This is a genomic window from Pedobacter sp. KBS0701 (assembly GCF_005938645.2).
Lineage (GTDB): Bacteria > Bacteroidota > Bacteroidia > Sphingobacteriales > Sphingobacteriaceae > Pedobacter.
Map to the genome: position 1 here is coordinate 466,580 of NZ_CP042171.1, position 25,712 is coordinate 492,291.

At 39.6% G+C, this 25,712-nt stretch carries 19 protein-coding genes; 13 read left to right on the forward strand and 6 right to left on the reverse strand.

What is annotated here, in order from left to right:
- The first annotated feature begins 122 nt into the window (after positions 1-122).
- The 10 genes from FFJ24_RS01680 (at position 123) to FFJ24_RS01720 (ending at position 10,674) form a co-directional block, all read left to right on the forward strand.
- A complete protein-coding gene (locus FFJ24_RS01680) occupies positions 123-4,265 on the forward strand; it encodes a two-component regulator propeller domain-containing protein (RefSeq protein ID WP_138820507.1) in 4,143 nt (1,380 codons plus the stop codon).
- A 448-nt stretch (positions 4,266-4,713) separates the two neighbouring features.
- On the forward strand, positions 4,714-6,270 hold the full coding sequence (locus tag FFJ24_RS01685; RefSeq protein ID WP_138820508.1) for a glycoside hydrolase 43 family protein: 1,557 nt from the start codon (positions 4,714-4,716) through the stop codon (positions 6,268-6,270).
- 197 nt (positions 6,271-6,467) lie between these two features.
- Positions 6,468-6,860 (forward strand): MerC domain-containing protein, encoded by a 393-nt coding sequence (locus tag FFJ24_RS01690; protein WP_138820509.1) that lies wholly within the window; start codon positions 6,468-6,470, stop codon positions 6,858-6,860.
- A 10-nt stretch (positions 6,861-6,870) separates the two neighbouring features.
- Positions 6,871-7,035 (forward strand): hypothetical protein, encoded by a 165-nt coding sequence (locus tag FFJ24_RS25925; RefSeq protein ID WP_168202358.1) that lies wholly within the window; start codon positions 6,871-6,873, stop codon positions 7,033-7,035.
- Complete coding sequence (locus FFJ24_RS01695) at positions 7,028-7,654, forward strand: ABC transporter ATP-binding protein (RefSeq protein WP_138820510.1); 627 nt, start codon at positions 7,028-7,030, stop codon at positions 7,652-7,654. Before FFJ24_RS25925 ends, FFJ24_RS01695 begins: the two co-directional genes overlap by 8 nt.
- Positions 7,654-8,868, forward strand: a complete 1,215-nt coding sequence (locus FFJ24_RS01700) for an FtsX-like permease family protein (protein WP_138820511.1) — start codon at positions 7,654-7,656, stop codon at positions 8,866-8,868. Before FFJ24_RS01695 ends, FFJ24_RS01700 begins: the two co-directional genes overlap by 1 nt.
- A 17-nt stretch (positions 8,869-8,885) precedes the next feature.
- Complete coding sequence (locus FFJ24_RS01705) at positions 8,886-9,323, forward strand: hypothetical protein (protein ID WP_138820512.1); 438 nt, start codon at positions 8,886-8,888, stop codon at positions 9,321-9,323.
- Between the two features lie 12 nt (positions 9,324-9,335).
- Complete coding sequence (locus tag FFJ24_RS01710; protein WP_138820513.1) at positions 9,336-9,770, forward strand: hypothetical protein; 435 nt, start codon at positions 9,336-9,338, stop codon at positions 9,768-9,770.
- The gene (locus tag FFJ24_RS01715) at positions 9,767-10,216 is read left to right on the forward strand and encodes a hypothetical protein (protein ID WP_138820514.1); all 450 of its coding nucleotides are present in this window, start codon (positions 9,767-9,769) and stop codon (positions 10,214-10,216) included. The genes FFJ24_RS01710 and FFJ24_RS01715 overlap by 4 nt, the downstream gene beginning before the upstream one ends.
- Before the next feature lie 20 nt (positions 10,217-10,236).
- The gene (locus tag FFJ24_RS01720) at positions 10,237-10,674 is read left to right on the forward strand and encodes a Fur family transcriptional regulator (protein ID WP_138820515.1); all 438 of its coding nucleotides are present in this window, start codon (positions 10,237-10,239) and stop codon (positions 10,672-10,674) included.
- A 3-nt stretch (positions 10,675-10,677) separates the two neighbouring features.
- On the opposite strand, the gene FFJ24_RS01725 is transcribed toward FFJ24_RS01720, so the two are convergent.
- The 3 genes from FFJ24_RS01725 to FFJ24_RS01735 are packed head-to-tail and all read right to left on the reverse strand — an operon-like array spanning position 10,678 to position 14,476.
- A complete protein-coding gene (locus FFJ24_RS01725) occupies positions 10,678-11,661 on the reverse strand; it encodes an acyl transferase (protein WP_138820516.1) in 984 nt (327 codons plus the stop codon).
- A 19-nt stretch (positions 11,662-11,680) separates the two neighbouring features.
- Entirely contained in the window at positions 11,681-12,040 is a 360-nt protein-coding gene (locus tag FFJ24_RS01730; protein ID WP_138820517.1) for a hypothetical protein, read from the reverse strand.
- A gap of 6 nt (positions 12,041-12,046) precedes the next feature.
- Complete coding sequence (locus tag FFJ24_RS01735; protein ID WP_138820518.1) at positions 12,047-14,476, reverse strand: penicillin acylase family protein; 2,430 nt, start codon at positions 14,474-14,476, stop codon at positions 12,047-12,049.
- Between the two features lie 193 nt (positions 14,477-14,669).
- On the opposite strand from FFJ24_RS01735, the gene FFJ24_RS01740 reads away from it, so the two are divergent.
- Complete coding sequence (locus FFJ24_RS01740) at positions 14,670-17,591, forward strand: TonB-dependent receptor (protein WP_138820519.1); 2,922 nt, start codon at positions 14,670-14,672, stop codon at positions 17,589-17,591.
- 87 nt (positions 17,592-17,678) lie between these two features.
- Here the strand turns inward: FFJ24_RS01740 and FFJ24_RS01745 are convergent, their stop codons facing one another.
- Genes FFJ24_RS01745 through FFJ24_RS01750 form a run of 3 tightly spaced genes read right to left on the reverse strand, consistent with a single transcriptional unit; the run spans position 17,679 to position 19,091 of the window.
- A complete protein-coding gene (locus FFJ24_RS01745) occupies positions 17,679-18,239 on the reverse strand; it encodes a nucleotidyl transferase AbiEii/AbiGii toxin family protein (RefSeq protein WP_246862719.1) in 561 nt (186 codons plus the stop codon).
- Positions 18,240-18,288: 49 nt separating this feature from the next.
- The gene (locus FFJ24_RS26415; protein ID WP_246862720.1) at positions 18,289-18,513 is read right to left on the reverse strand and encodes a nucleotidyl transferase AbiEii/AbiGii toxin family protein; all 225 of its coding nucleotides are present in this window, start codon (positions 18,511-18,513) and stop codon (positions 18,289-18,291) included.
- Entirely contained in the window at positions 18,510-19,091 is a 582-nt protein-coding gene (locus tag FFJ24_RS01750; RefSeq protein ID WP_246862721.1) for a hypothetical protein, read from the reverse strand. Before FFJ24_RS01750 ends, FFJ24_RS26415 begins: the two co-directional genes overlap by 4 nt.
- 348 nt (positions 19,092-19,439) lie before the next feature.
- On the opposite strand from FFJ24_RS01750, the gene FFJ24_RS01755 reads away from it, so the two are divergent.
- Together FFJ24_RS01755 and glgB are read left to right on the forward strand one after the other, a co-directional pair.
- Complete coding sequence (locus tag FFJ24_RS01755) at positions 19,440-21,902, forward strand: glycoside hydrolase family 31 protein (protein ID WP_138820521.1); 2,463 nt, start codon at positions 19,440-19,442, stop codon at positions 21,900-21,902.
- A 57-nt stretch (positions 21,903-21,959) separates the two neighbouring features.
- Positions 21,960-23,924, forward strand: coding sequence for a 1,4-alpha-glucan branching protein GlgB (glgB, locus tag FFJ24_RS01760; RefSeq protein ID WP_138820522.1), 1,965 nt, complete (start codon positions 21,960-21,962; stop codon positions 23,922-23,924).
- Positions 23,925-25,712 lie beyond the last annotated feature (1,788 nt).

Sequence of the window (25,712 nt, forward strand, 5' to 3'; positions counted from 1 at the left end):
GACAGAGCTGTTATCTATATTTAAGCGCAAACCAAATACAAACTATTGTGTACCAACCTCAGTTAAGCGGGCCTGCACAAATACAATCACAATCCAGATCGCTAAAGCTTGAATCTATTGTTATGATGTTAAAACAAGTATCGAGTATCGGCGCAATGTCATTCCTAATGATGTTGTTATTAAGCTATACTATTGTAAGGGGACAAAATAATCCCAACTTCATTACCCTTAATACTAAAAATGGTCTTTCTTCAAATACTGTAAATACTATACTTCAGGATCATAATGGTCTGGTGTGGTTTGGTACCAGCGATGGATTGAATAAGTTCGATGGTACCAATTTTACCGTTTATACCACTAAAAGCGGTGATAGTACAAGCATTCCGTCTAATAATATCTCAGCTCTTTTAGAAGACCGGAGGGGAAGACTTTGGGTAGGTACAAACGGAGCTGGCTTAGCTTATTACGATGCTAAGCAAAATACATTTAAATCATTTGTAGGTGAGGGTATCCCGAATCGTAACACCCCCTTCAATGTATTAACACTCTACGAAGATAAAAGCGGAAATATATGGGTGGGTACCTTTGGTGGGTACCGGGTGATCAATCCAAAAACGCTTAAGGTAAAAAACGTGGGAATAAATGCCCTGATGGGCAATGGTTCTAGCGTAATTTCTTTTCTTCAGGCTAACGACAACAAGCTATGGATTGGCACCAATGTTGGGCTTTTGGCACTTAACTTAACCAGCGGTGGCACTGAGAAATTTATCCATCATCCCAATGACCCTTCAAGCCTAACTGATAATTTCATCAAAACTATTGTAAAGGATGAAAAGGGACGGATATTTTTTGGCACCAACAATGGCCTCAATATGTTGCTGGATGATGAAAAGCATTTCAAATCTTTTTTGCAATTGGATAATAAGCTATTTTCAGACGACATTATTTATGCCGCCAGCTTAGAAAAGGGAGGTAAATTGTGGTTAGGGACTGAGGACGGGGTAACAATTTTTGATACCGCCACCGAGGTTTTCTCTAATATTCGTCCCAACAAACGTGAATCCTTTGGTCTTAGCCATAAGTCGGTTAGGAGCATCTGTATGGCTGATAATGGCATTATCTGGCTGGGTACCTATCAGGGTGGCGTTAGTAAGTTCGATCCAAATTTAGCATTGTTTAACCTAAAGCATAGCAGCCCGTTTGATCCCAAAGGACTTTCATCACCCATTGTTACCTCCTTTGCCGAATTCTCAAAACGAAAAATATTTGTAGGCACGGATGGAGGAGGATTACACTTTTTCGATCGTGATCAGGGCGTTTTCGAGCATATTGACATGAAGAGCAAAATTGATTTTTCCCGAAATCCATTGGCGATACTTACTTTAATGCTTGATTCGAGGGGTATGCTTTGGGTGGGGACGTACCAACATGGCTTATTTGCCTATAATTCCAAAACTAAAACCTACAAACAATACCTGGCCGGCCCATCGGCAACCGATCTTAGCCAGAATGAAATTTTCGCTATAAAGGAAGATAGCAAGGGTTTAATATGGATTGGTACAAACGGAACCGGTGTTAATGTATTTGATTATAAAACGAATTCATTTACGAAATCTGGCACTCAATCCCTGCCACCTATGCTGCTCCCCAGCAATGGCTTTATACGGGCAATTGTAGAAGATCCTTATGGCGATATGTGGCTATCATCCAGCGGAACGGGAATAGCTGTATTTCAGCGTAGTAATGGGAAATATAAAGTATATCGAAAAGCAAATAGCGGACTTTCCAACGATGTGGTATTAAGCTTGTTATGCGATAGTAAAGGGAATATATGGGCCGGAACTGATGGTGCCGGGCTTGATCTTTTCAACCGCCGTACTGGAAAATTTACCAATTTTAACGAAACAAACGGATTGTCTAACGCTATTGTTTACAAAATACTGGAGGGTAAAGACGGATTGATTTGGCTGAGTACCGATAATGGCATCAGTTGTCTTAATCCTGAAACAAAAAAAATAAAAAACTTCGGGCGTCCAAATGGGGTACAAGACAGTCCTTTTATATTGGGTTCTGGAATAAGCACTTCAGATGGCGAGTTTTATTTTGGCGGGCAAGATGGTTTCAACTACTTTAATCCGCTCGAATTGCCCACCAACACTGTGGTTCCTAATGTGCTGCTTACCGAACTAAAGGTCTCTAATACCGTTGTGCTTCCTGGCGAAAAATCACCCATTCAGGAACAAATTGGCTTCGCAAAAGAAATTAAACTGAGTTATGGACAAAATTTCTCAATTAGTTATGTAGCGCTTAATTACACAGCGCCCCAGCAAAACCATTATTCCTATCGCCTGGTTGGTCTGGATGATGATTGGAACGAGGTTGGCAAAGAGAAGACAGCATATTATACGAATTTAGATCCTGGAGATTATATTTTTCAGGTAAGGGCAAGTAATAACGACGGCGTTTGGAGTAACAAAATCACTTCAATTTCTGTTCATGTACAGCCACCCTTATGGAGAACCACTTACGCTTATATTTTTTACGTAGTTTTAACTAGTACAATCCTATTTGCCATCCGGCGAAGGGGAATTCAGCGCATCAAACAGCAACTTGCCATTGAACAGGCCCAGATCAATGCTGAACAAAGGATATTACAACAGCGAAGGGATGCCGAACGTGCCCATGCGTTAGATATACAAAAGATTAAATTTCTTACCAATCTAAGTCATGAGTTTAGAACACCAATCTCGTTGATTTTAGCACCTGCTGATAAGTTGCTTGCTGTTAAACAGGAATCTTCTGTAGCCGGCCAGGTAAAGATGATACGTAGAAATGCACGAAGACTGTTAAATCTGGTAAATCAACTGCTCGATTTTAGAAAAATGGAAGAACAGGAACTGAAATTAAACCTGAATGAGGCCGATCTCATTACTTTTATCAGGGAAGCCGCAGAAGCATTTCAGGATCTTTCAGAGCGCAAGAAAATTTCACTTCATATTAACAGCGATATCAAAAGTCTGAAAACACATTTTGATCAGGATAAAATGGAAAGAATTATATTTAACCTCCTTTCCAATGCATTTAAATTTACAAAAGAAGGTGGTGAAGTATCTCTTAACATGTTCATCAGAGCCGCAGTCCATGAGACTAAACCTTTATTTTGTATTGAGGTTTCAGATACTGGGATAGGGATTGCACATCAAAGTAAAGATAGGGTGTTCGATCGTTTTTTTATGGATAACAATGTAACCGAGATTTTAAATCAGGGAAGTGGAATAGGGTTATCAATTGTAAAGGAGTTTGTAGAACTGCACGGTGGGCAGATTACCGTGGAAAGCGAACCTGGAAAAGGAACTACGTTTCTGGTTTCGCTGCCGGTTGATGTGATAAATGAAGATAATAATCAGCAAATTGACGATGCAGAATACAGTTTAACGAACGAAGAAACAGGTGAAACTGCTGTAGAAATGGTACCTGCCGAGAGCAAGATGGCTACGATCCTGCTGGTAGAAGATAATGAAGAATTTAGATTTCACCTGAAAGATAGCTTACAGCCTTTTTATCATATCATAGAGGCGGCAAACGGAAAGGAGGGTTGGCAAAAAACACTTTCCGGACACCCAAAATTAGTTGTTACCGACATCAGCATGCCCGAAATGAATGGTATTGAGCTTAGCCAGAAAATAAAGGCAGACAAGAGAACAAGTCATATCCCGGTTATTCTGCTTACCGCAATTAGTGGAGAAGAAGACCAGATTAAAGGTTTAAAATCCGGAGCTAACGATTACCTGACCAAGCCTTTTAATTTTGACATTCTTCACGCAAAGATTGACAACTTATTGTCCTTTAATCGTTCCGTTAAAAATGCGTATTCTAAACAAGTGCAGGTACAGGCTAAAGAAATCGAAATTGAGTCTGGCGAAGTTAAATTGTTGAATAAAATTGTTCAATACATTGATGAAAAACTCAACAACCCGGAACTTTCAGTAGAAGAACTAAGCAGGCATGTGGGGATGAGCAGGGGGTCTCTTTATCATAAACTACTTGAAATTACCGGTCTAACGCCAATCGAATACATTAGATCTGTAAAACTGGAAAGGGCAGTGGAGTTGCTGGAGAAAAGTGATTATAATGTTGCACAAATTGCATACATGACAGGTTTTGGTACACCAAGCTATTTTTCTAAGCTTTTTAAAAATCAGTTTAATATGCTTCCCTCTGAATATATTAATGCAAAACGAAAAGATAAACGCGAGAAGATTTAAAAATCTATTTAATTACATTTTCTAATCTAAAAACAAACATCATGGACTTTCTTTAAATAAATGGTTCATGGAGGTATGAGCCTGTTTAAAATTAAATTAATTCGTATGTCAGTCTGAACGTAGTCGAAAACCATTTCAACGCATTAAGAAAAGCAATCCATTATGTTGTCAATGACAGATTTAAAATCACTGGCATTTCGACTGAAGCGCGGCGAAATGGAGAAATCTTTGAACTATGTTAATGGAGTTACTACCTTTAAAGAAAACGGTTTCTTGGTAATTTACTACTACTTTTGGTTAGTTTGATTGTTTTCTGTAACGGGATTGATTCAATTAAAAACATTCGTCACATAGATTTGAACAAAGCCGTTCATTGATCTGTATATTTGTGAATAGCTTTGAAAACCGAATATAAACGCAGTGCAAATTGAAAAGCTGACTAACCTGTATGAAGAATCTTAAATTATTTACATTATCGCTCTTTTTTGTGTTAATTACAGTTGGTGTTAATGCCCAAAAAGCTACCAATCCGATCATTTTTGCTGATGTTCCCGATCTTTCGATGATCAGAGTAGGAAAAGTGTATTACATGAGCAGCACCACAATGCACATGAATCCAGGTGTGCCGATCATGAAATCAACCGATTTGGTAAACTGGAAAATTGTAAATTATGCTTATGATATTCTAGGAAATACTGATGAATTAACTTTATCTAATGGAAAGTGGGATTATGGACGGGGATCCTGGGCAAGTAGTCTTCGTTTTTATAAAGGCATTTATTATGTGAGCACTTTTTCCGGTACTACAGGCAAAACGTATATCTACAGTACAAAAGATATCGAAAAAGGCCCATGGAAGCTCGCATCATCATTTAAACCTTCATTGCACGACCATTCCCTGTTTTTTGAGGAAGATGGAAAACCCTATATGTTATATGGGACTGGAAAAATTACCTTGGTGGAGTTAAAGGAAGATTTATCTGGAATAAAACCCAATACGGAACCTGTAACGATCATCGAAAACGCAAGTCTTCCGGCAGGTACGGGTGCCGGATTACCAGCTGAGGGTTCCCAACTGTTTAAAATTAAGGGTAAGTATTATCTTTTCAACATCACCTGGCCGCGAAATGGGATGCGTACGGTTGTTGTACACCGTTCCGACAAACTTACAGGACCGTATGAAGGTAGGGTAGCGCTTAAAGATCAGGGTGTTGCACAAGGTGGTTTAATTAATACCCCAGAGGGGAAATGGTTTTCTTATCTTTTTAGAGATTTTGGATCCGTTGGCCGCATTCCGTATTTAGTTCCGGTTAGCTGGGAAGATGGGTGGCCGGTACTGGGCATTAACGGTAAAGTTCCGGAAACACTCGAACTTCCGGTTAACAAAGGTTTAATCCCAGGCATTGTAGCATCAGATGAATTTACCCGCAAAAAGGGCGACCCCGCGCTTCCACTGGTATGGCAATGGAACCACAATCCAGATGATGCATTCTGGTCGCTAACTAAACGCCCTGGATTTTTACGGATTACCACTTCAAGAGTGGATACTAATATTCTTCTGGCCCGTAATACACTAACCCAGCGTACCATTGGGCCGGTATCAACCGGAACCACTTTAATTGATGTTTCCGGTATGAAGGCTGGAGACCAGGCAGGACTGATGCTGCTGCAGCGCAAATTTGGTTGGGTTGGCGTAAAACAAACAGGATCAAAGAAAACGGTGGTAGTGGTAAGTGCCCAAAATGGTACTGTAAATGGTGAAGATGTTCCGGCTGGACAGCAAACCATTTATCTCAAAGCAAGATGCGATTTTGAGAACCGGACAGATAAAGGTTATTTTTTTTACAGCTTTGATGGCAAAACCTGGAAACCTATTGGTGGGCCGCTGCAAATGTCGTATACGCTTCCCCATTTTATAGGATACCGTTTTGGACTGTTTAATTACGCAAGTGAAAATGCCGGAGGATATGTTGACTTTGACTATTTTAGAATTGAAGCAAAATAATATTTACCACTAAGATAACGGCTACTCTTAAATCTCATCTATTTTCTTAACATCGTATTGAGCGGCCTGGCCGCAACCGCTTAATACGGTTACTGGTAATTCCTTTATCATTTTAATGCAATTATGTTGCAAATATTAATTTTGTTGTTTTAAATGCAACTAAATTGCTTTTATATTTGTGCACTAAATTTATTTTAATGAAACAACGGAGCTACAAAATTAACCTCGACCGCATAGGCATTACGGCTTCAATGCTTTGTGCCATACATTGCGCAGTATTGCCATTTATAATTACTGTTTTACCTATATGGGGAATGGGTTTCCTGGCCAATGAAGCGGTTGAAATCACGATGATTGCAGTTTCGTTGATTATTGGCATCTGGAGTTTAAGTTCGGCATATCGCAAACAGCACCGCCGTATGATGCCAATTCTGGTACTCATTGCGGGATTTGCCTGCATTGCATTGGGGCATTTTTCAGGCATTGAACCATTAGAACCAATCTTAATTCCTATTGGTGGCTTCACCATTGCTGCGGCTCATTATATCAATTTAAAAATGCTTAAATCCTGTCCATTGGGTCATCAATAGTCAATTAATCATGTCAACGAGCCGTAAGATCTTATTTATTCCTGCATTGCTGTTTATGATGATGTTAAATCCTGCCTGTAAACATAGTACAAACGATGGGATAGAACTTTACAGGCGTTATGCCATCAAAAATCTAAACCTCAAAAAAGTACAGAAGGCGGTACACCATGATTAAGATCAGTTCTTTAGCACACGTTTATGAAAAGGGGAGAAGATTGAAATTTCCTTCATGGGAAATTGCCGATATGGAACAATGGCTTTTGTTAGGTGCATCCGGCAGTGGCAAGAGTACCCTTCTAAATATTATTTCAGGTCTTTTAAAGCCAGCCCAGGGGGAAGTTTTAATTAACGGAACCGATTTGTATACTTTGTCTGCAAGAGGGCGGGACAGGTTCAGGGGGCAGCACATCGGCATCATTTTTCAAAGACCACACCTTATCCGATCTCTTGACGTGCTCGATAACTTAGAACTTGCTGCGGTAATGGCGGGTTTGCCAATAGATTATGAACGAAACCTTTCGCTTTTAGCAGATTTAGATATAGCCGGGCTGGCTAAAAATTATCCTGATGAATTAAGTCAGGGGCAGTTGCAAAGGGTTTCAGTAGCACGTGCCTTGGTAAACAGGCCCGATCTGTTGATTGCAGATGAACCTACCTCTAGCTTAGATGATAAAAATGCCAATCAGGTAATTCAGATGCTGACTAGCCAGGCTAAAGATAATGGTGCTGCACTGATTATTGCTACGCACGACGGGAGGGTTCAGGACTACATTACTAAAACGTATCTACTCTAATGAATATCTTTAAAATCAGTAGCAAGAACCTCGTCAGAAATAAGCTTACAACAATTTTGAATATCATTTTAGTTGCCTTTGGTGTGGGCATCCTGTCTATTCTCTTTTTGGCTTCCACACAGATTAACAATAAACTGGAAAAAAATGCGAAGGATATAGACCTGGTTGTGGGGGCAAAAGGAAGTCCATTGCAATTGATATTAAGTAGCATTTACCACATCGATTACCCAACGGGAAATATCCCGGCAAAAGATGCCTACAAGTTGATGCGCAACCCAATGGTTAAAAGGGCCGTTCCATTGGCGTTGGGCGATAATTATAATGGTTACCGGATCGTTGGTACTGATAGTACTTTCTCCAAGCTTTATGGTTTATCTATCCAAAAGGGCAGTTTTTGGCATAAAGATTTGGAAGTAACCATTGGTAGCACTGTTGCCATAACATCAGGACTGAAGATTGGCGATACTTTTTTCGGTGCACATGGTTTAACCGGTAACGGAGATGTTCATAAACAACATGCTTACCTGGTAAAGGGGATTTTGAAATCAGAGGGGAATATAACCGATAATCTGATTCTTACCAATATTGGGAGTGTCTACAAAATGCACGAAGAGAAGCATGCTGAGGGCCATAGCCACTCGGCGGCAGAAGAAGCCAAAGAAATTAATGATAAGCAGATTACAGCTTTACTGATTCAGTATAAATCACCAATGTCGGTTATCCTTTTTCCGAGGATGGTTAACCAGAGTACAAACATGCAGGCTGCATCTCCGGCGATGGAAAGTGCAAGGCTGTTTTCGCTCATCGGTGTTGGAATAGATACCCTGCAATGGTTTGCCATATTTATTATGGCAATTGCAGCCCTGAGTATTTTTATCAGCCTCTACAACGCGATGAAAGAGCGGAAATACGATCTGGCTATTATGCGTTGCCTGGGCGCATCAAAATCGAAACTATTTTTCCTGGTTATGTTTGAAGGGGTTTTAGTTACGTTTATCGGTGCCTGTTTGGGACTAATAATCGGGCATACTGCCCTGGAGTTAATCGGCAGCTACCAGGAATCCTCGCAGGCAAAATTAACGGGACTTACTGCAGTTCCGCAAGAGATCTATTTAATCTGCATCGGACTGGTTATAGGTACTTTGGCTTCGCTTATTCCTACTATGCAGATTTACAAAGTTGATATTGCTCAAACCTTAACCAAAGACAGGTAAATCTGAAGGTTTATACAATGAAGAAATTGATTTTATTGGTTGTTTCTTGTTTAGTTATCCACGTAGTAGCGGCGCAGGTTAAGGTACATACCGACATGCGCACGCCTACCTGGAACCTGCTCGGTTTAAGGTATGACACCGAAATTGCTCCAAAGAAGTGGGGAAGCGTTTTTCCTCCGGCATTAAAGGCATTAAATAATAAGGTTATAGAACTGCCTGGTTACATCATCCCAACAAAAGTGGGATCGAAATTTAGCGAATTTATGCTCTCTATCGTGCCCATCGCCTCCTGTCCTTATTGTGGCTCAGGCGATATTCCATCAATGGTACAGGTAAAGATGTTAAAAGCTATACCCATTACAGAAAACCCCGTCAAACTTAGGGGCATCTTCATCATTAACGATTCTGGCGATGATAGGAGTGAATTTTTTCTTTTAAATGCAAAACAGCTATAGTCTTATGGGATCATGAAAAAATATATTCCGATACTTTTGGTTTTAATCTCCATTACTGCATCTGCCCAGGTAGCTGTTCATACCGAGATGCGGACCGCCACCTGGAGCCTGATCGGTTTAAAATATGATAAACAGGTAAAGCCTTTGGTTTGGCAGGCTGTTTTTCCACCCGAGTTAAAGGCCATCAATAATAAGGTAATTGAACTTCCTGGCTATATTATTCCCACAAAAGTTGGCAATAGCTTCAGCGAGTTTATGTTTTCTATGGTACCTGTTGCCTCGTGCCCATATTGCGGTACGGGCGATATTCCTTCGATGATAGAAGTGAAGACTCTGAAACCCATTAACTGGACCGAAGAGCCCATTATTCTTCGGGGGAAATTTATAATCAACAATTCTGGCGATAGCCGGTCTGCCTTTTTTCTTTTAGATGCGGTAAAACGATGAAAAAGCTATATGTTCTGCTCCTTTTGCTATGGGGAAGTGCTGCTTTAGCGCAGACACAAAAACATAACCCAAACGATCAGCTGCGATCTTTAAACTGGGATGTAATCGGATCGGTGAAGTTTGAATTAACCGAAAAGAATGAGCTCTTGCCTCTTTTTACAGAATCGATCAGGCGTTTTGAAAATAGGGAATTTGATCTCACTGGCTACCTCATCCCGATAAAAAGCGGACAGAAACAGCAGAAGTTCTTACTGGCAACTTTGCCCATAAACCAATGTTTTTTTTGCGGACAAAATGGTGTTCCGGTAATGATTATGATCGAAATGGAAAGTGCCACAGTTTACAGCCAAAAACCGATTCATCTGAAAGGGATTTTGAAACTGGAGCAGAAGGATGCGAGTTATGCCCCGCCAATCACCATCAAAAATGCAAAACTCATTAATTAATTGCTTATTTTTGTATTGCTATGGAAAACAAAACAGAGCGTTTCGAAAAACTTTTGGTTAAAAACGGTTTAAAAAGGACCGCGCCGCGTTTGCAGGTGCTGGAAATTTTGAGTGGGAGAGATTCTGCAACTTCACAGCCGTATTTAGAACAGGTAATGGGCAAGGATGCAGACCGTGTTACTTTGTACCGCGTTTTGCAGGCTTTTGAAGAGAAGGGCATTATCCATAAAGTTTTAGATCAACAGGGAACCGCCAATTATGCCATTTGTTTGGATGGTTGCAGTGCGCATGAGCATCATGATGAACATGTGCATTTTAACTGCGATAACTGCCATAAAATTTACTGTTTGGATACTGTTAAAATTCCGGCATTAAAAGTTCCGGCAGGGTTTAAAGTGGATCACCTTAATCTGATTGCTACCGGTTTATGCGCCAGCTGCTCAGATAAGGTAAATTAAGAATTATTGTACTAAAAGGTTACATCCCCTGATATCCGCATTATCAAACCGGCCCAGTACTTCAAAACTTTGATCAGGATTAATCCTGCCCAGATCCTGTGTGGCTATAAACGAACACGAATTGAGATTGGCCAGGTCAATTACATTGATGCCGCCAGTCCTGCCATTTGCTATCAAACTTAAAGGATCGTTGGTATCACGAATCAAAACCTGCATCCAGCCAGGACAATTGAAGATACCTTCACCCAAAGAATAGGCTTGAGATAGTAGCTCGGTCATTCCATATTCGCTATGAATAGCTTTTACGCCAAATCCTTTAGTTAACTGTTCATGAAGCTCCTCGCGCACCATTTCTCTACGTTTCCCTTTCATTCCTCCGGTTTCCATCACAATGAGTTCAGGAAAATCGATATCGAAATTTTCAATGAAATCAAGCAGGGCATAGGTAACACCGATTAAAACGGTTTTCTGTTTTTTTGATTTAAGATCTAGAAGGGTTTTCAGCAATTCATCATGGTTGTTTAAAAAGTAACCACTTTGTGGATGCCTGCTTTTTTCGATTAGATCGTTAACCATGTAGATTAGCGATGATCCAGCTCGCTGTTGGTAGGAAGGAAGCAGGGCCAAAAAGCAATATTCGGTAATGTCTCCGTAAAATTGTGCAAAAGCCTGCAAATAGCTCTGCTCATACAATTTAACGTTAGTTACATGATGGCTGCTCTGTACCATGCCCGTAGTGCCAGAACTGCTGAAAGTAATCTCTACGGGGTCATTATTGCTCAGAATAGAATGGCTTTTAAAAAAGCTGATGGGCAAAAAAGGGATTTTTGCTATTTCGGTTACCGCATCGGCAACAACACCCAGATGAAAGATATATTCGCGGTAAACATTGCAGTTTTGGGCCTGTAATTTAAAAATGCTCAAGGCAAGGGCGTTAAACGCATCGGTACTTTTTACAGAAAATATATCGTTAGCTGTTAAATTCACAGGGCAAAAGTACGAAGCATTATGCTATTTTCTCGTCAGTTTTTTTCGCCAGCATCGCCATGCGGAACTGATAGCCACAATAACCGCTAATTCCAGCCACCAAACCACTTAAAATACCGGTAACCAATAACAACGCCCACCACAGTTTTATACCTGTCATGATCGCTACACGGCCAGCGAGTACATTATCGTTAGGCAAGCTTTTAAATAAAGCATACCCTATCCAAAGCAAGAAGATGGCAAGAAAAGATTGCCAGAAGGCTATTTTTCCTGTTTTGCCGATAATGCCACAGGTGGCAAAAGATATGACGATGATGATCCACCAGGGGGCAATCATTTGTAGAAGGAAACAGATTATTAATATAACAATGAAAACCATTTTAGCCTATTTAGAAATTTTTAAACGAGAAATAACCGTGCCTGATTGATCATCAGGACTTTGCATATAAAATAAATCGTACAATTTACCATTTGCCCAGGTATCGATCATATTATCATAAAATTTGCTTCCGGGATTACCCGATTGACCGCCCGGATAAACGCCGTGCCCTTTTGGCGTCTTACCCAGTTCAATTACCATCCGCCACGAAGGTCCATTGGTTTCGCTCAAAGCATTAATAGTGGTTTTGGCGCCACCTATTTGTAAAACCTTCGAACCGAATCCAGGTATTTTGGCCAGGTGCGGTACATTGGTCTGTTTTACATTTGCCCAGTTCCAGTCTTTATTTATTGGTCCGAAGCGCCTTTCCAGACTATCACAGCTATATTTAAAAGCTTCATTAACCAGGTCAGATAATGTTTCTTTTTTGCTGGTATTGATATTATCATACCAGGTTGCATTGGGTTCTTTCAGGATCATTTCTACCGTACGGTCTCTTGAGGGATAACGCATCGGAATGCCTTTCACTTCAAATTCATCTGCCCAGATATCATACGATAAGCGTTTTGTCCATATTTCGAATACGCTGGCTGCAATTTCATCTGCATCATAACGTTTGTTCCATTTTTTCAGGTAAGCCAATGCTTCTTTTTGTGTAGCATTTAACTGTTCATTGTTCAATAAAGGTAATAATGCAGGAACCAGGTTTTGCGCCATAATGCTATAGTTGTCGGTCTGCATCAGGCGGATACTGTCTAAAGTGGCTTTGTTCATCGCCGATAAACGGTCGTTGATGCGCTTGCCCCGCTCGTACGGAGCAAATTCCCAGTTAATGTAATATGGATAAGTAGTATCGGTGGAAGACTGGTTGGCCGAACTCACAAAACCGCGTGGTGGATTTTTAACCGTTGGATTCTGTGCATTTGGGATCCATCCCTGCCAATCGTAAGCCGGGTCTGTTCCATCCAGTATAAATTTGCCCTGATCTTTCCATTTTAAAGGGAATTTTCCGTTTGGCGTAATGGCAATATCATTATCCACACTGGCAAAGACGAAGTTCTGCGCAGGTGCGGTGTAAAAAGTTAATGCCTTGCGATAGTCATTATAGTTTTTACCACGGTTGAGGTAATAAAAAGTCATGAGTTCATTCGATTCATCATGTGCTATCCACCTTAAGGCATCGCCAACAGGCACATTGTCTGCCCTGCCATATTTCGGTTTCTGGAAATAGACTACCGGCCCATGATGGGTGTAGTAAACGGTATCTATTTCATCTTTTCCACCACGGATTTTAATCGTTTCCAATCTCTTTGTTGTGGCTTTCCATTTATTATTGTACCAATATTCATTATGGGTCGAATCCTTAAATTTGATCTGATAAAAATCGAGCACATCAGCAGCAACATTGGTTACACCCCAGGCTATTTTCTGGTTAAAACCAATAATTACCCCAGGGGCACCAGGTAAAGAAACACCATAGGTATTTACACCCGGCGCATGTAGCTGAATCTGGTACCAGATAGACGGAAGTGTTAAATCTAAATGGGGGTCATTTGCTAAGATCGGATATCCTGAGGCGGTTTTAGCGCCAGATAGTGCCCAGTTATTACTACCGATACCTTCTACTTTTTCAGTTGTTTTAACCTCACCGGTTTGAGCCTGAGTGAAGCTTTCTGGTGTTTTAGGTATTGTTAATGGAGAGAAATCCCATTTTGTGCCCACAGGTATAATCGGGTCTTCGCGGAAAGGGTAATCCGGGAAAAGATTTTTGGTCACCTCCGGACCGAATTTTTTCAGGATATTGGTCATGTAAAATTCATCTGAACCCATGGCCAACACTGCCGACATCTGTTTTAACAATAAAGCACATTTTACAGGTGTCCAGTTTTCAGGTTTAAAATCGAGTATTTTATATTCTAAGGGGTAATTGGCTTTAGAAAGTGTTTTGATGTAGGCATTGATCCCTTCAGTATAAGCTAAAATCATTTCTTTTGCTTTGGGATCAGCCATCATGCCTTTTAATGAGTTTTCTGCGCCGTAAACCATGCCCATTCTGCGTTGGTACCGGTCTACCTCTATCGCTTTGTCGCCCACAACTTCACTAATTCTTCCAGCGGCAAAACGGGTCTGGAAATCCATTTGCCAAAGGCGGTGCATGGCGGTTACGTAACCTTGTGCCAGATACAGATCGTGATCATTCTGTGCAAAAATATGCGGGATCATGCGGTCGTCAAAAACGATTTCGATTTTATCTATTGCACCTTTAATCTTCGCTTTATGGTTAAACATAAAATGATTGTTTTCTGCATTTTGCCAGAAACCCATAAAAGGATTTAGAAATTTTAACAATGGAGGCGTATTGCCTAATTTGGTATTAAATAAAAAAGCTAATGCTATCGGAATGACGATGCAGAAAATGGCTTTAATTTTATTCATAATGGCTAGCTAACAAGTCTTTTGCTAAGATAGGGCAAAATGACGGTTTATGTTTAATGCAAAATACAACAAACTGTATATCAATCAAAATTATAATTGAATTGGAATTATTATGCTTACATAATTTGTTTAATTCAAAAAAAGAATTTATGTTTATATAACTAATAATACAAATAACCAAATTAAATCGCGTATGAGCAGAATTTTTACACAGATCTTCTATGTGTTAATATTTGTGTTTGCTGGTAATATGGCAGCACAGGCACAGAGTATTACGGTAAGTGGAACCGTAAAGGATAAGCAATCTAAAGAAGGACTGGCAGGGGTTAGTTTAACCATCAAAGGCCAATCCGGCGGTACAGCATCAACAGCCAATGGAAGTTTCAGCTTTAGTACAACAGCAAAAGTGCCCTTTACATTAGTCGCATCTTATGTAGGATATGGTACAGTAGAACAGCAGATTACCGGAAGTACTTCAGGTATTAACCTGGAACTGGAAACAGCGGTTGTACTGGGAGGTGATGTAGTTGTTTCTGCTTCGCGTACACCAGAGCGTATTTTAGAATCTCCTGTTTCCATCGAGCGGATGAGTGCAGCTACCATCAGGGAAATCGCTGCGCCATCGTTTTACGATGCTTTAAACAATATGAAAGGCGTAGAAAGCAGTACGCAGAGTTTAACTTTTAAATCAATAAACACCCGTGGATTCAACTCTAACGGAAACACGCGCTTTAACCAATATATTGATGGAATGGATAACCAGGCACCTGGCCTGAATTTCTCAGTAGGTAATATTGTGGGCATTACCGAACTCGATGTAGATAATGTAGAGTTATTGCCAGGTGCTTCCTCAGCGCTTTATGGTGCGGGTGGTATTAATGGTACTTTGTTAATGACTTCAAAAGATCCGTTCAAATATCCTGGCGCGAGTTTTCAGTTTAAAACTGGTATGAATCATGTGAACGATGGCGACAGTAAAGTGCAGCCTTTTAAACAACTGGATGTACGCATGGCAAAATCGTGGAACAATAAATTTGGGGTAAAAGCAGCATTCTCGTTTTTACAGGCCAAAGATTGGTTCGGTAATAACTATTCAAACTTCGATAGGGTTGCAAGAACCGCGAAATCGGGTGACAGAAGCAGCGATCCCAACTATGATGGTATCAATGTGTATGGTGATGAAGTGAGCCAGAATATGCGTAATGTTGCACTAAGCGTTCAAAACGGAACTATAGCTGGGATCAATGCCGCCACCGGTGGTTTAATTCCTAATATAAAATCAACTTTGGATGGTGCTTTTGGAGCAGCCATTCCAAATGCAGCCCAACAGGCAGGCTTCTTAGCCACCTTACCAGCGGCTTTACGTTCTACCGTACAAAATTATCTGCCTTTTTATGTTGGTTTAAAAGCAGGTTTAATTCCTGATCAAAATATTTCGAGAACAGGTTACAATGAAGAAAATCTGGTTGATTATGACACCAAATCCTTAAAAGCATCAGGTGCTTTATATTACAACATCAGTAATACAGTTCAGGTAGTGGGTCAGGCCAATTGGGGTACGGGAACTTCTGTTTACACCGGTTCTGACCGTTATTCACTCCGTAATTTTAATATCGGCCAGTACAAGTTGGAGCTAAAAGGAGAAGACTTTTTCTTAAAAGCTTATACCACCCAGGAACGTTCAGGTGATTCTTATATCTCTTCTATTTTGGGAAGTTACATCAATGAGGTTTCTAAACCATCAACTACTTGGTTTCCGCAGTATATCGGTAATTATGTAGGTGCAAGGGCTGCAGGACAAACAGATGCACAGGCACAGGCTTTTGCCCGGAGTGTTGCAGATCAGGGACGTTTTGTGCCAGGTAGTGCGCAGTATGAGGTAGCAAAAGATAAAATTTTAAACACGACCATTAGTGCAACTAATATAAACTCGGCTGACCCTTCTAAAAGTGTTTACGGAGCAAAATTCGATGATAAATCGAATCTTTACCATTATGAAGGCATGTACAACTTCACCAACCTTTTTAATAAGGTAGTGGAGTTTCAGGTAGGTGCATCTTATCGTTTATATGATTTAAATTCGGCAGGTACTATTTTTAACGATTTAAACGAATCTATCGATATTAAAGAATACGGCGCTTTTGCACAAATCGGTAAAAAACTCTTTAACGATAAAGTTAAATTTACTTTTGCCGGCCGTTATGATAAAAGCCAGAATTTTGAAGGCAGGTTTACCCCTAGGATAACTGGTGTATTCACCGTTGCCAAAAACAATAACATCAGGGTTTCTTATCAAACCGGTTACCGTAATCCAACCACCCAGAACCAGTACATCGATCTTTCGGTAGGTGGCGGATCTCAAAGACTGATCGGTGGTTTACCTGAAATCATGTTCAATAAATACCATCTTGATAGCAATAAACCTTTTACAGATGTAAGTTACCGTGCGTTTTTAGCTTCAGCAGCAACAGGAGCACCTAATCAGGCACTTTTACAACAATATACTTTTGATTCAAAAGGTGTTCGTCCGGAAAGTGTTCAGTCTTACGAATTGGGTTACAAAGGTCTGATTCTTCCTAATTTATTGATTGATGCTTATGGTTACTACAACATTTACAAAGATTTTATCACCGCTGTTGATGTATACCAGAATGTAAACGGCAGTTTTGTGAAATTCGGTGTTCCCGTAAATGCGGCAGGTAAAGTAACCTCCTATGGTGCTGCATTAGGTCTGGATTACCTGGTGGGTAAATATGCCATTAGTGGTAATGTTTCCTATAATCAGATCGGCGATCTTCCTGAAAACTACATAAACGATTTCAATACGCCAAAAATCCGTTACAACCTTGGTTTGGGTAATAAAGAAATCATCAAAAACTTTGGTTTCAACGTTTCTTACCGTTGGCAGGATCAGTTCTACTGGAATTCTTCTTTTGCCTCAGGTCAGGTACCTGCATACAGCTCGCTTGATGCACAGGTTAGTTTAAGAATCCCTTCGGTACAATCGGTAATTAAACTGGGCGGCTCGAATGTATTAAATAAATATTATTTCACTTCTTACGGAAACCCATCAGCCGGGGCGATTTATTATATAGCTTATAGCTTTAACCCATAGGGTTTTAATGACGTTTAGAAGCCCTTCATGCTTGAGGTATGAAGGGCTTTTTTGTGAAATTATTGATTTGTTTTTACTGTTGAATCTTTAGGTTGTTAGCCAGACATGGAAATACTGTGGAGACCATATTTCCAGTTTTTTAGGATCCTTAATAAAACGCGAGATATCGGCCTTAACAAAATCTAATTTTACTTTATCAATCTTTTCGCTTAATAAGGTCCTGAATTCTGCTTCACTGATTTTATCCTTTTTCCAGTCGCCACTATCAATTGCCCGCAGGAGAAAATGATCCAAATTGAGCTCATAACCTTTTTTAATATACCATTCCATGTCATACCAATCACGCCCTTTAACATTGGTACCCCATTTACGGAATAAAAGCGCGTGCATTTTTCCAGCGAAAAGATCTGGAAGTGAAAGACACTTTACATAAAAAGAAAAGGGTTGTAATAGTAGTTTTTCTTCTGTTACAAAACCTAGTGGAGGTTCTACGTCTACCTCGATTTTGATATTTGCCACTTCCTTAAGTCCGTTTTGAGGGATAATTTCTTCCAAAACGAGTTCTTTCCAGATGGTTTCCGATTTTAAAAATGCTGAATTTATATTATTCTTTATTGTTTTCTTTTTTTCAGTAATGGATACCTGCATGCCTAGCGCCGCAAATTCACCTACAATGGCATCTTGGTATTTTTTCTAATTAAAAATCAGGATTTTGGGCGAGCAGGGAAAAATCCAGGTCTTCTGAAAAACGGTCTAAACCATAAAATATCCTTAGCGCTGTTTCACCATAAAATGCTGCCTTTTCAAAAAAGCCAGCCCGATTAAGTCCAGCAAGTGCAATTTCCTGCATAATTTCCCTTAATGCACCTTTTGCCTCTTCTCTGTTAGCTGGATGATAGCTATCTAGCCAGTCTTTTATCATATTGTTTCGATCATTTTAGTTAGCATTTCCAAACTTGTACTTTTAGGGGCATGTTCAAGCCAGCTATTTATAGCTAATATGTCAAATTTTGCAAGGTCAATTTCTTCCATCCGCAGATTCCTGAATACATAATCTTTTGCTGAGGAAACGCTCCTTAAATTAATACCTGCTGCTGTGACAATTTTATCACATAAGGCTTTTTCAGGGGTCGCGACTATTGCTATCTGGTCTTTTGAAAAGTTTATCATGGCCAAGCCAAAAGCATAATATGGCAAAGGAAGGTTTGTATAGGTGAATAGCCCTATTTGGGTTTCGAATTTTCTTGATGCCTTCGTCGTCATTGAGGTAACTGCATAAACTTTTTCCGGGATGAGCCCATAATGTGACAATGCACTCTCCATCGAAAGATAACTCGGCCCGAGTATATGGTTGACCAATAATGCATTTTCAGGCCGCTCCGTTCCGACAGATCTACCCACAATATATAGCCCTTTTTTTATGGGTTCGATCAATCCATCAGCCTTTAATGCCAATATTTTATCATTTGGTCTTTTATAATCTTTTAATAAATCGACCAAAAGCTGATGGGTTATCGGTTGATGCGATTTGTCTGTAAGAGCTGTTTGGATATTCTATATATGTTAAAATTACATATAACCTTTAACTGCCAAAGTAAAGTAGGATAAACGATTATTTTTCGTTTATCTTATGCTAAAGTTACAGTTTTGTCACCGTTGGCTATAATGAATTTACCATTCAGCCCTGCCGTTCCCTTATTAAATACCTTTGGTTAGTGTAAAACTTACACTATTAAAACCATCTTTTCAAAAAAAGCTACATCCCTTTTATAAAATATTTGTATTATAGTACTTTCTTAAGCACATCCCGGTTTAAGAGTTATGAATTTAAAATTTGAATAAATAAGGATGGAAGCGCAAAACGACAAACCGAATGAAACAAATGACCTGATCGAAAAGGAGCAGGAAATACAGCATTTAAACAATCCGGTTGATATATCGGTTAAACCAATCGTTAAACAATACCTCGGAGAAGTTAAAAAAGTAAAGAAAGAAGGTAACCGTTTTTATTTTTCTGATGGAGATGCAAGAGTAGAAATTCGGGTGGTAAGCGATGACATCATCAGGGTACGCCTGGCACCACACGGCGTTTTTCTTGATGATTTTTCTTACGCAGTACCTGAAGTAGACCAGAAAGTTTCTGTTTTTAAGATGCAGGAGCATGATGATCATTATACCGTTTCTACCCATGCAGTAACCTGTAAAATAGAAAAGGCAAATTTCCACATTTCGTTCCACGATAATATTACCAATGTGATGATGGTTGATGAAGCCAACTCTATGCACTGGGAAGAAAATGTAGATTTTGGTGGTTATTATATCTACGCAACCAAAAAATGTCACCCTGAAGAGAATTTCTTCGGTCTGGGTGATAAATCTGGCAATTTTAACCTGCGTGGCAGGCGGTTCGAAAACTGGAATACCGATGCTTATTCTTTCGGTTGGAACCAGGACCCGCTTTACCGAACTATACCTTTTTATATCGGTCTGCATAATCAGGCTGCCTACGGTATTTTTTTCGATAATACCTTTAAATCGTATTTCGATTTCGGTTCGGAAGATGTAAATAAAACGAGTTTCTGGGCTGATGGAGGAGAACTGCAATACTATTATATCCACGGGCCACATATTATGGACGTGGTTAAACGTTATGCAACTTTAACCGGCACGCACCCGATGCCTCCAAAATGGACTTTGGGTTATCAGCAGTGTCGTTGGAGTTATTATCCTGAAACAAAAGTTAAAGAAATAGCCAGGCAGTTCAGGGAGCGTAAAATTCCTTGCGACGCCATTTATCTGGATATCGATTACATGGATGGCTACCGCTGTTTTACCTGGAATAAAAAGTATTTTCCAGATCCACGGAGAATGATTAAAGAACTTTCTGATGATGGCTTTAAAACGGTGGTCATGATCGATCCGGGAATTAAGGTAGATGATGATTACTGGGTTTTTAAAGAAGGTAAAGAGAAAAGATTTTTCTGCCGCCGCAGCGACGATTATTATATGGAGGGACATGTTTGGCCGGGCCGTTGTCAGTTTCCCGATTTTACCAATCCAAAAGTAAGGAGCTGGTGGGGTAATTTATACAAAGAGTTGGTTGATATGGGCGTGGCAGGCTTCTGGAACGATATGAATGAACCAGCTGTGTTTGGCTCAGGAACTTTTCCTAACGATGTTCGTCATAATTATGATGGTTACCGCGGCTCACACCGTAAGGCACATAACGTTTATGGCATGCAGATGGTACGTTCTACCTACGAGGGTTTAAAGAAATTGATGCGCAATAAACGCCCCTTTACCATTACAAGAGCTGGTTATTCGGGAATGCAACGTTATGCAAGTGTCTGGACAGGCGATAATATTGCAACCTGGGAGCATTTAAAGATTGGAAATATTCAGTGTCAGCGTTTATCGGTTTCCGGCGTGCCTTTCTGTGGAACAGATATTGGTGGATTTAGCGGAGAGCCGGATGGCGAATTATTTACCCGTTGGATCCAGCTGGGTACATTTTCTCCTTTCATGCGGGCACACTCTGCCGGCGACACTGCTGAACGGGAACCCTGGAGCTTTGGCCAGTTTTTCGAAGATATTAACCGTAAGTTTATCGAATTAAGATACCGTTTAATGCCATATCTGTATTCGGTATTTTGGGAGCATCACCGTTATGGTTTTCCTATCTTAAGGCCGCTGGTCATGCTTGAACAGGAAAATATCAGCAACAGTTTTCGCCAGGATGAATTTTGCTATGGTGATAAACTATTAATCTGCCCGGTTTTAGAACAAGGTGCAATTTCCAGAAAAGTTTATCTTCCAAAAGGCACCTGGTACAACTTCTGGACCAATGAAATTCTTGATGGCGGTAACGAATATACCGTTGATGCCAAGATAGACAGTATGCCGATGTTTGTGCGTGCTGGTACGGTTTTGCCAGAATATCCGGTAATGCAATATGTAGATGAAAAATCGATCACCGAGGTAATCCTGAATATTTATCATAGCGATTACGAAGTGAACTCATACATGTATGAAGATCATGGCGATACATTTGCCTACGAACAGGATATTTACTTGGAAAAGAAATTTACCGTAAAAGGAGATAACCAGGCTATCAGGATAAACCAACGCAGTGAAGGTTTATATACACCTAATTACGAATTTTATGTTTGCAATATTATGGGTGTAAAATTCCAGGTTAAAAAGATCATTATCGATAATAAAGAGGTAAAAGATTTTTATACCAACGATCAGAATATTCTACATTTTAAATGCAATAAGAACTTTTTAGAAATACAGATCTTAAGTCTGTAACAATGAGCCCCAAATGCTGTTTAGTATTTGGGGTTTCATTTAATAACCAAAATACCTATGCCAGCAGCAAAAAAAGTTCCAGTAAAAAAAGTATTCGAACCAGAAATTGATAAACAGAAATCCGTTTGGATCCACAGTTTATTTACCGATTACGATATAGATCTTTTTCTTGTAGGAAAGCATTTTAGGCTTTACGAGAAAATGGGCTCACACTTAATTACCGTTGACGGGGCGGCCGGAACTTATTTTTCAGTTTGGGCCCCAAATGCCATTCGTGTGAGCGTAGTGGGTGATTTTAATAATTGGGACAACAATTCTCATCCGTTGAGTGTAAGGTGGGATAAATCTGGTATTTGGGAAGGTTTTATCCCTGGCATTGCAAAGGGCGAAGTTTATAAATATTTTGTCAAAGGCTTTGATGAATCGGAGCATTTAAAAGGCGATCCTTATGCCAGAAGATGGGAACATCCTCCACAAACAGCCTGCATTGTTTGGGATACCGATTACACCTGGAAAGATAAAGCCTGGCTTAAAAAAAGAGCAAAAATAAATGCTTTGGATCAACCCATCTCGGTATATGAAATACATTTGGGTTCGTGGGAGCGTGATCCAGATAATCCGGAACGTGTTTTAACCGCGAGGGAAGTGGCTGGCAGGTTAGTGCCTTATGTTAAGGAAATGGGTTTTACGCACGTAGAACTGATGCCTGTAATGGAGTTTCCATATTTTCCGAGCTGGGGTTATCAGATAACCGGTTATTTTGGGGCAAGTTCACGCTATGGTTCTCCGCAGGATTTAATGTATCTGATTGATGAACTCCATAAAGCAGATATTGCGGTGATATTAGATTGGGTCCCTTCTCATTTTCCCGGTGACAGGCATGGTTTATATGAGTTCGACGGAACACACTTGTACGAACACGCCGATATGCGGAAAGGCTTTCATCCCGATTGGAAATCATATATATTCAATTACGACAGAAATGAGGTGCGTTCCTTCCTCATCAGTAATGCTTTATTTTGGTTGGATCAATATCATGCCGACGGATTGAGGGTAGATGCAGTGGCATCAATGTTGTATTTCAACTTCTCCAGAGAAGATGGAGATGCCGCAACAAACGAATATGGAGGAAGTGAAAACCTCGGAGCCATACAGTTTTTGCAGGACCTGAATGTCTCCGTTTATGGAAATTTTGATGGTGTACAAACCATTGCTGAGGAAAGCAGTACTTACCCTGGTGTAACTCATCCGGTACATGCCGGAGGACTAGGCTTTGGTATGAAATGGATGATGGGCTGGATGAATGATACATTAAAGTACTTTAAAGTTGAAACTATCGGACGGAAACACCACCACCATCAGTTGAGTTTTAGCATGACTTATGCTTTTACCGAAAACTTCATGTTACCTTTCTCTCATGATGAAGTGGTGCATGGTAAATCGCCAATGCTTTATAAAATGCCTGGCGACGATTGGCAGAAATTCGCCAACCTAAGAGCGCTATACGGTTACATGTTTACTCATCCGGGAGCGAAACTACTGTTTATGGGCAATGAATTTGGCGAAACCAATGAGTGGAACTTTACACAATCATTGGATTGGCATTTATTGCAATATGCGCCGCATAAAGGTATGCAGGAAACCGTTAAAGCTCTAAATTTTCTTTATCGCAAGGAACCAGCATTGTATCATTTCAACTTTAGTTATGAAGGCTTTCAATGGATTGATGCCGATAATGCAAACGAATCCGTATTTGTGTATATGCGAAAAGGACCAAAGGCTAAAGACACTTTGGTTATTGCCATAAACTTAACTCCGGTGGTTCGGGAGAATTATAGAATTGGAGTGCCGTTTAAAACCAAATGGAAAGAGATTTTTAATACTGATGATATTGTTTATTATGGCGGCGGCATAAACAACAGAGGTGATATTGTTCCCGCTCTGGAAGAATATAATGAACAGGAGTATTCAATAATTGTTGATTTGCCACCTTTGGCCGTAACAATTTTTAAAAGCAAGTAGAATATTATTGGTTCCTATATCGCGCCAAAACCACATATAAAAACATAGTTTGGTGTGATATGGGTTTTTGTATTGCGCCAAAACTAAATTTTGTGTTATGTTTTTTCTTGTAAATTAGATGTTTACAGAACAGGTGTAGGAAGGGCTGAAGAAAAATTGCTGCTAAAAAGATTGAAAAATCTGGCGGAAGCAAATTGAGCGTTTTTCTTAACTATGATCACAACTTATCGAAACGCAAATAGTGAACGTTACCCAGGTTTAGTACAAAAAGAGATTACGATGCATGCGCTATTTAATGATTCGCGGGAAAAGCGCCTATCAATTTAAATAAGAAAAGCTTCCCATTGCTGGAAAGCTTTCTTAAACTCTGGAGTGGAAGCTTCCAGAGAGGGTGCAAAGATACAATAACCATTGTATCTTGCAAATATTATTTTTTGAATAATATTTATACTAACAATAGCTGTTTGAAATTTTAATATAAAGTGTTGATAATTAGTGATTAATATTTCTTTTGGCGTTAATACTTCTTCTTTCGAATGGGCCGAATATTATCGGATTTAGATTCACGCTCTTAACCACAATTTGTACCTGTTCTGGCAGGTATCAGTAAGTTTTGCATCAATAAACCAATATCCTAACAAATCATGGTAATTAATCCGGAAGTGACGCAAGCGTTCGGCCAATGTCGGATAAATCTAAAAAAGATGTCACCCTGAAGGGTAATTTATTGTGTAAACTCAATATGAATGACAGAAGGTTTTGGTGCTAAGTTCCGGCGAGGAATCGTTATTGCGAGTAAACATCAGGTCTGTAGCCTGAAAAAATAGGGATGACGTCCTATATGCGTTTTCTAACGTATTAGGTTTAAGATTTTGCATCCTGCAAAACTCATTGAGCTAAGATGTCTAAGGTGGTCGTAAAAATTAAAGACTAGGCAGTTAATTAACCACCTTAGACACCTAAGAACATCTAATTCATTAAATAATTATAGGACATATAAGCTTATATAGTCCTTAAATGTCTTATATGGTCAAAAAAATAACACTAAATATCAGTTGTTTACATCAACGTTATTATAAGTAAACATCATGTCTGTGGCCTGAAAAAAATAGGAATGACGTCCTATATGCGCTTTCTAACGTATTGGGTTTAATATTTTGCGTCCTGCAAAACTCATTGAGCTAAGATGTCTGAGGTGGTCGTAAAATTAAAGACTAGCCAGTTTAATTAACCACCTTATGCGTCTAAGAACATCTAATTCATTAAATAATCCTTTAGGCTTTCATACTATAAAGAATATATAAGCTTATATGGCCGTTAGTGCCTTATATAGCCAAAAAATAACGATAATATCAGTTGTTTACATAAACGTCATTATAAGTAAACATCAGGTCTGTGGCCTGAAAAAATAGGAATGACGTCCTATATGCGTTTTCTAACGTATTAGGTTTAAGATTTTGCATCCTGCAAAACTCAAATGAGCTAAGATGTTTAAGGTGGTCGTAAAAATTAAAGACTAGGCATTTTAATTAACCACCTTGGGCGCCTAAGAACATCCAATTCATTAAATAATTCTTTAGGCTTTCATATCATAAATAACATATAAGCTTATATGGTTCTTAAATGTCTTATATGGTCAAAAAAATAACACTAAATATCAGTTGTTTACATAAACGTCATGATAAGGAGGCCTTTTTAGTCGACAAAGCAATCTTACAACTATCGCAACTAATAACATTGAGTAATCGGCAGGGTTCGAATGTTTAATAGTTGGGCTGAAATTTTCAT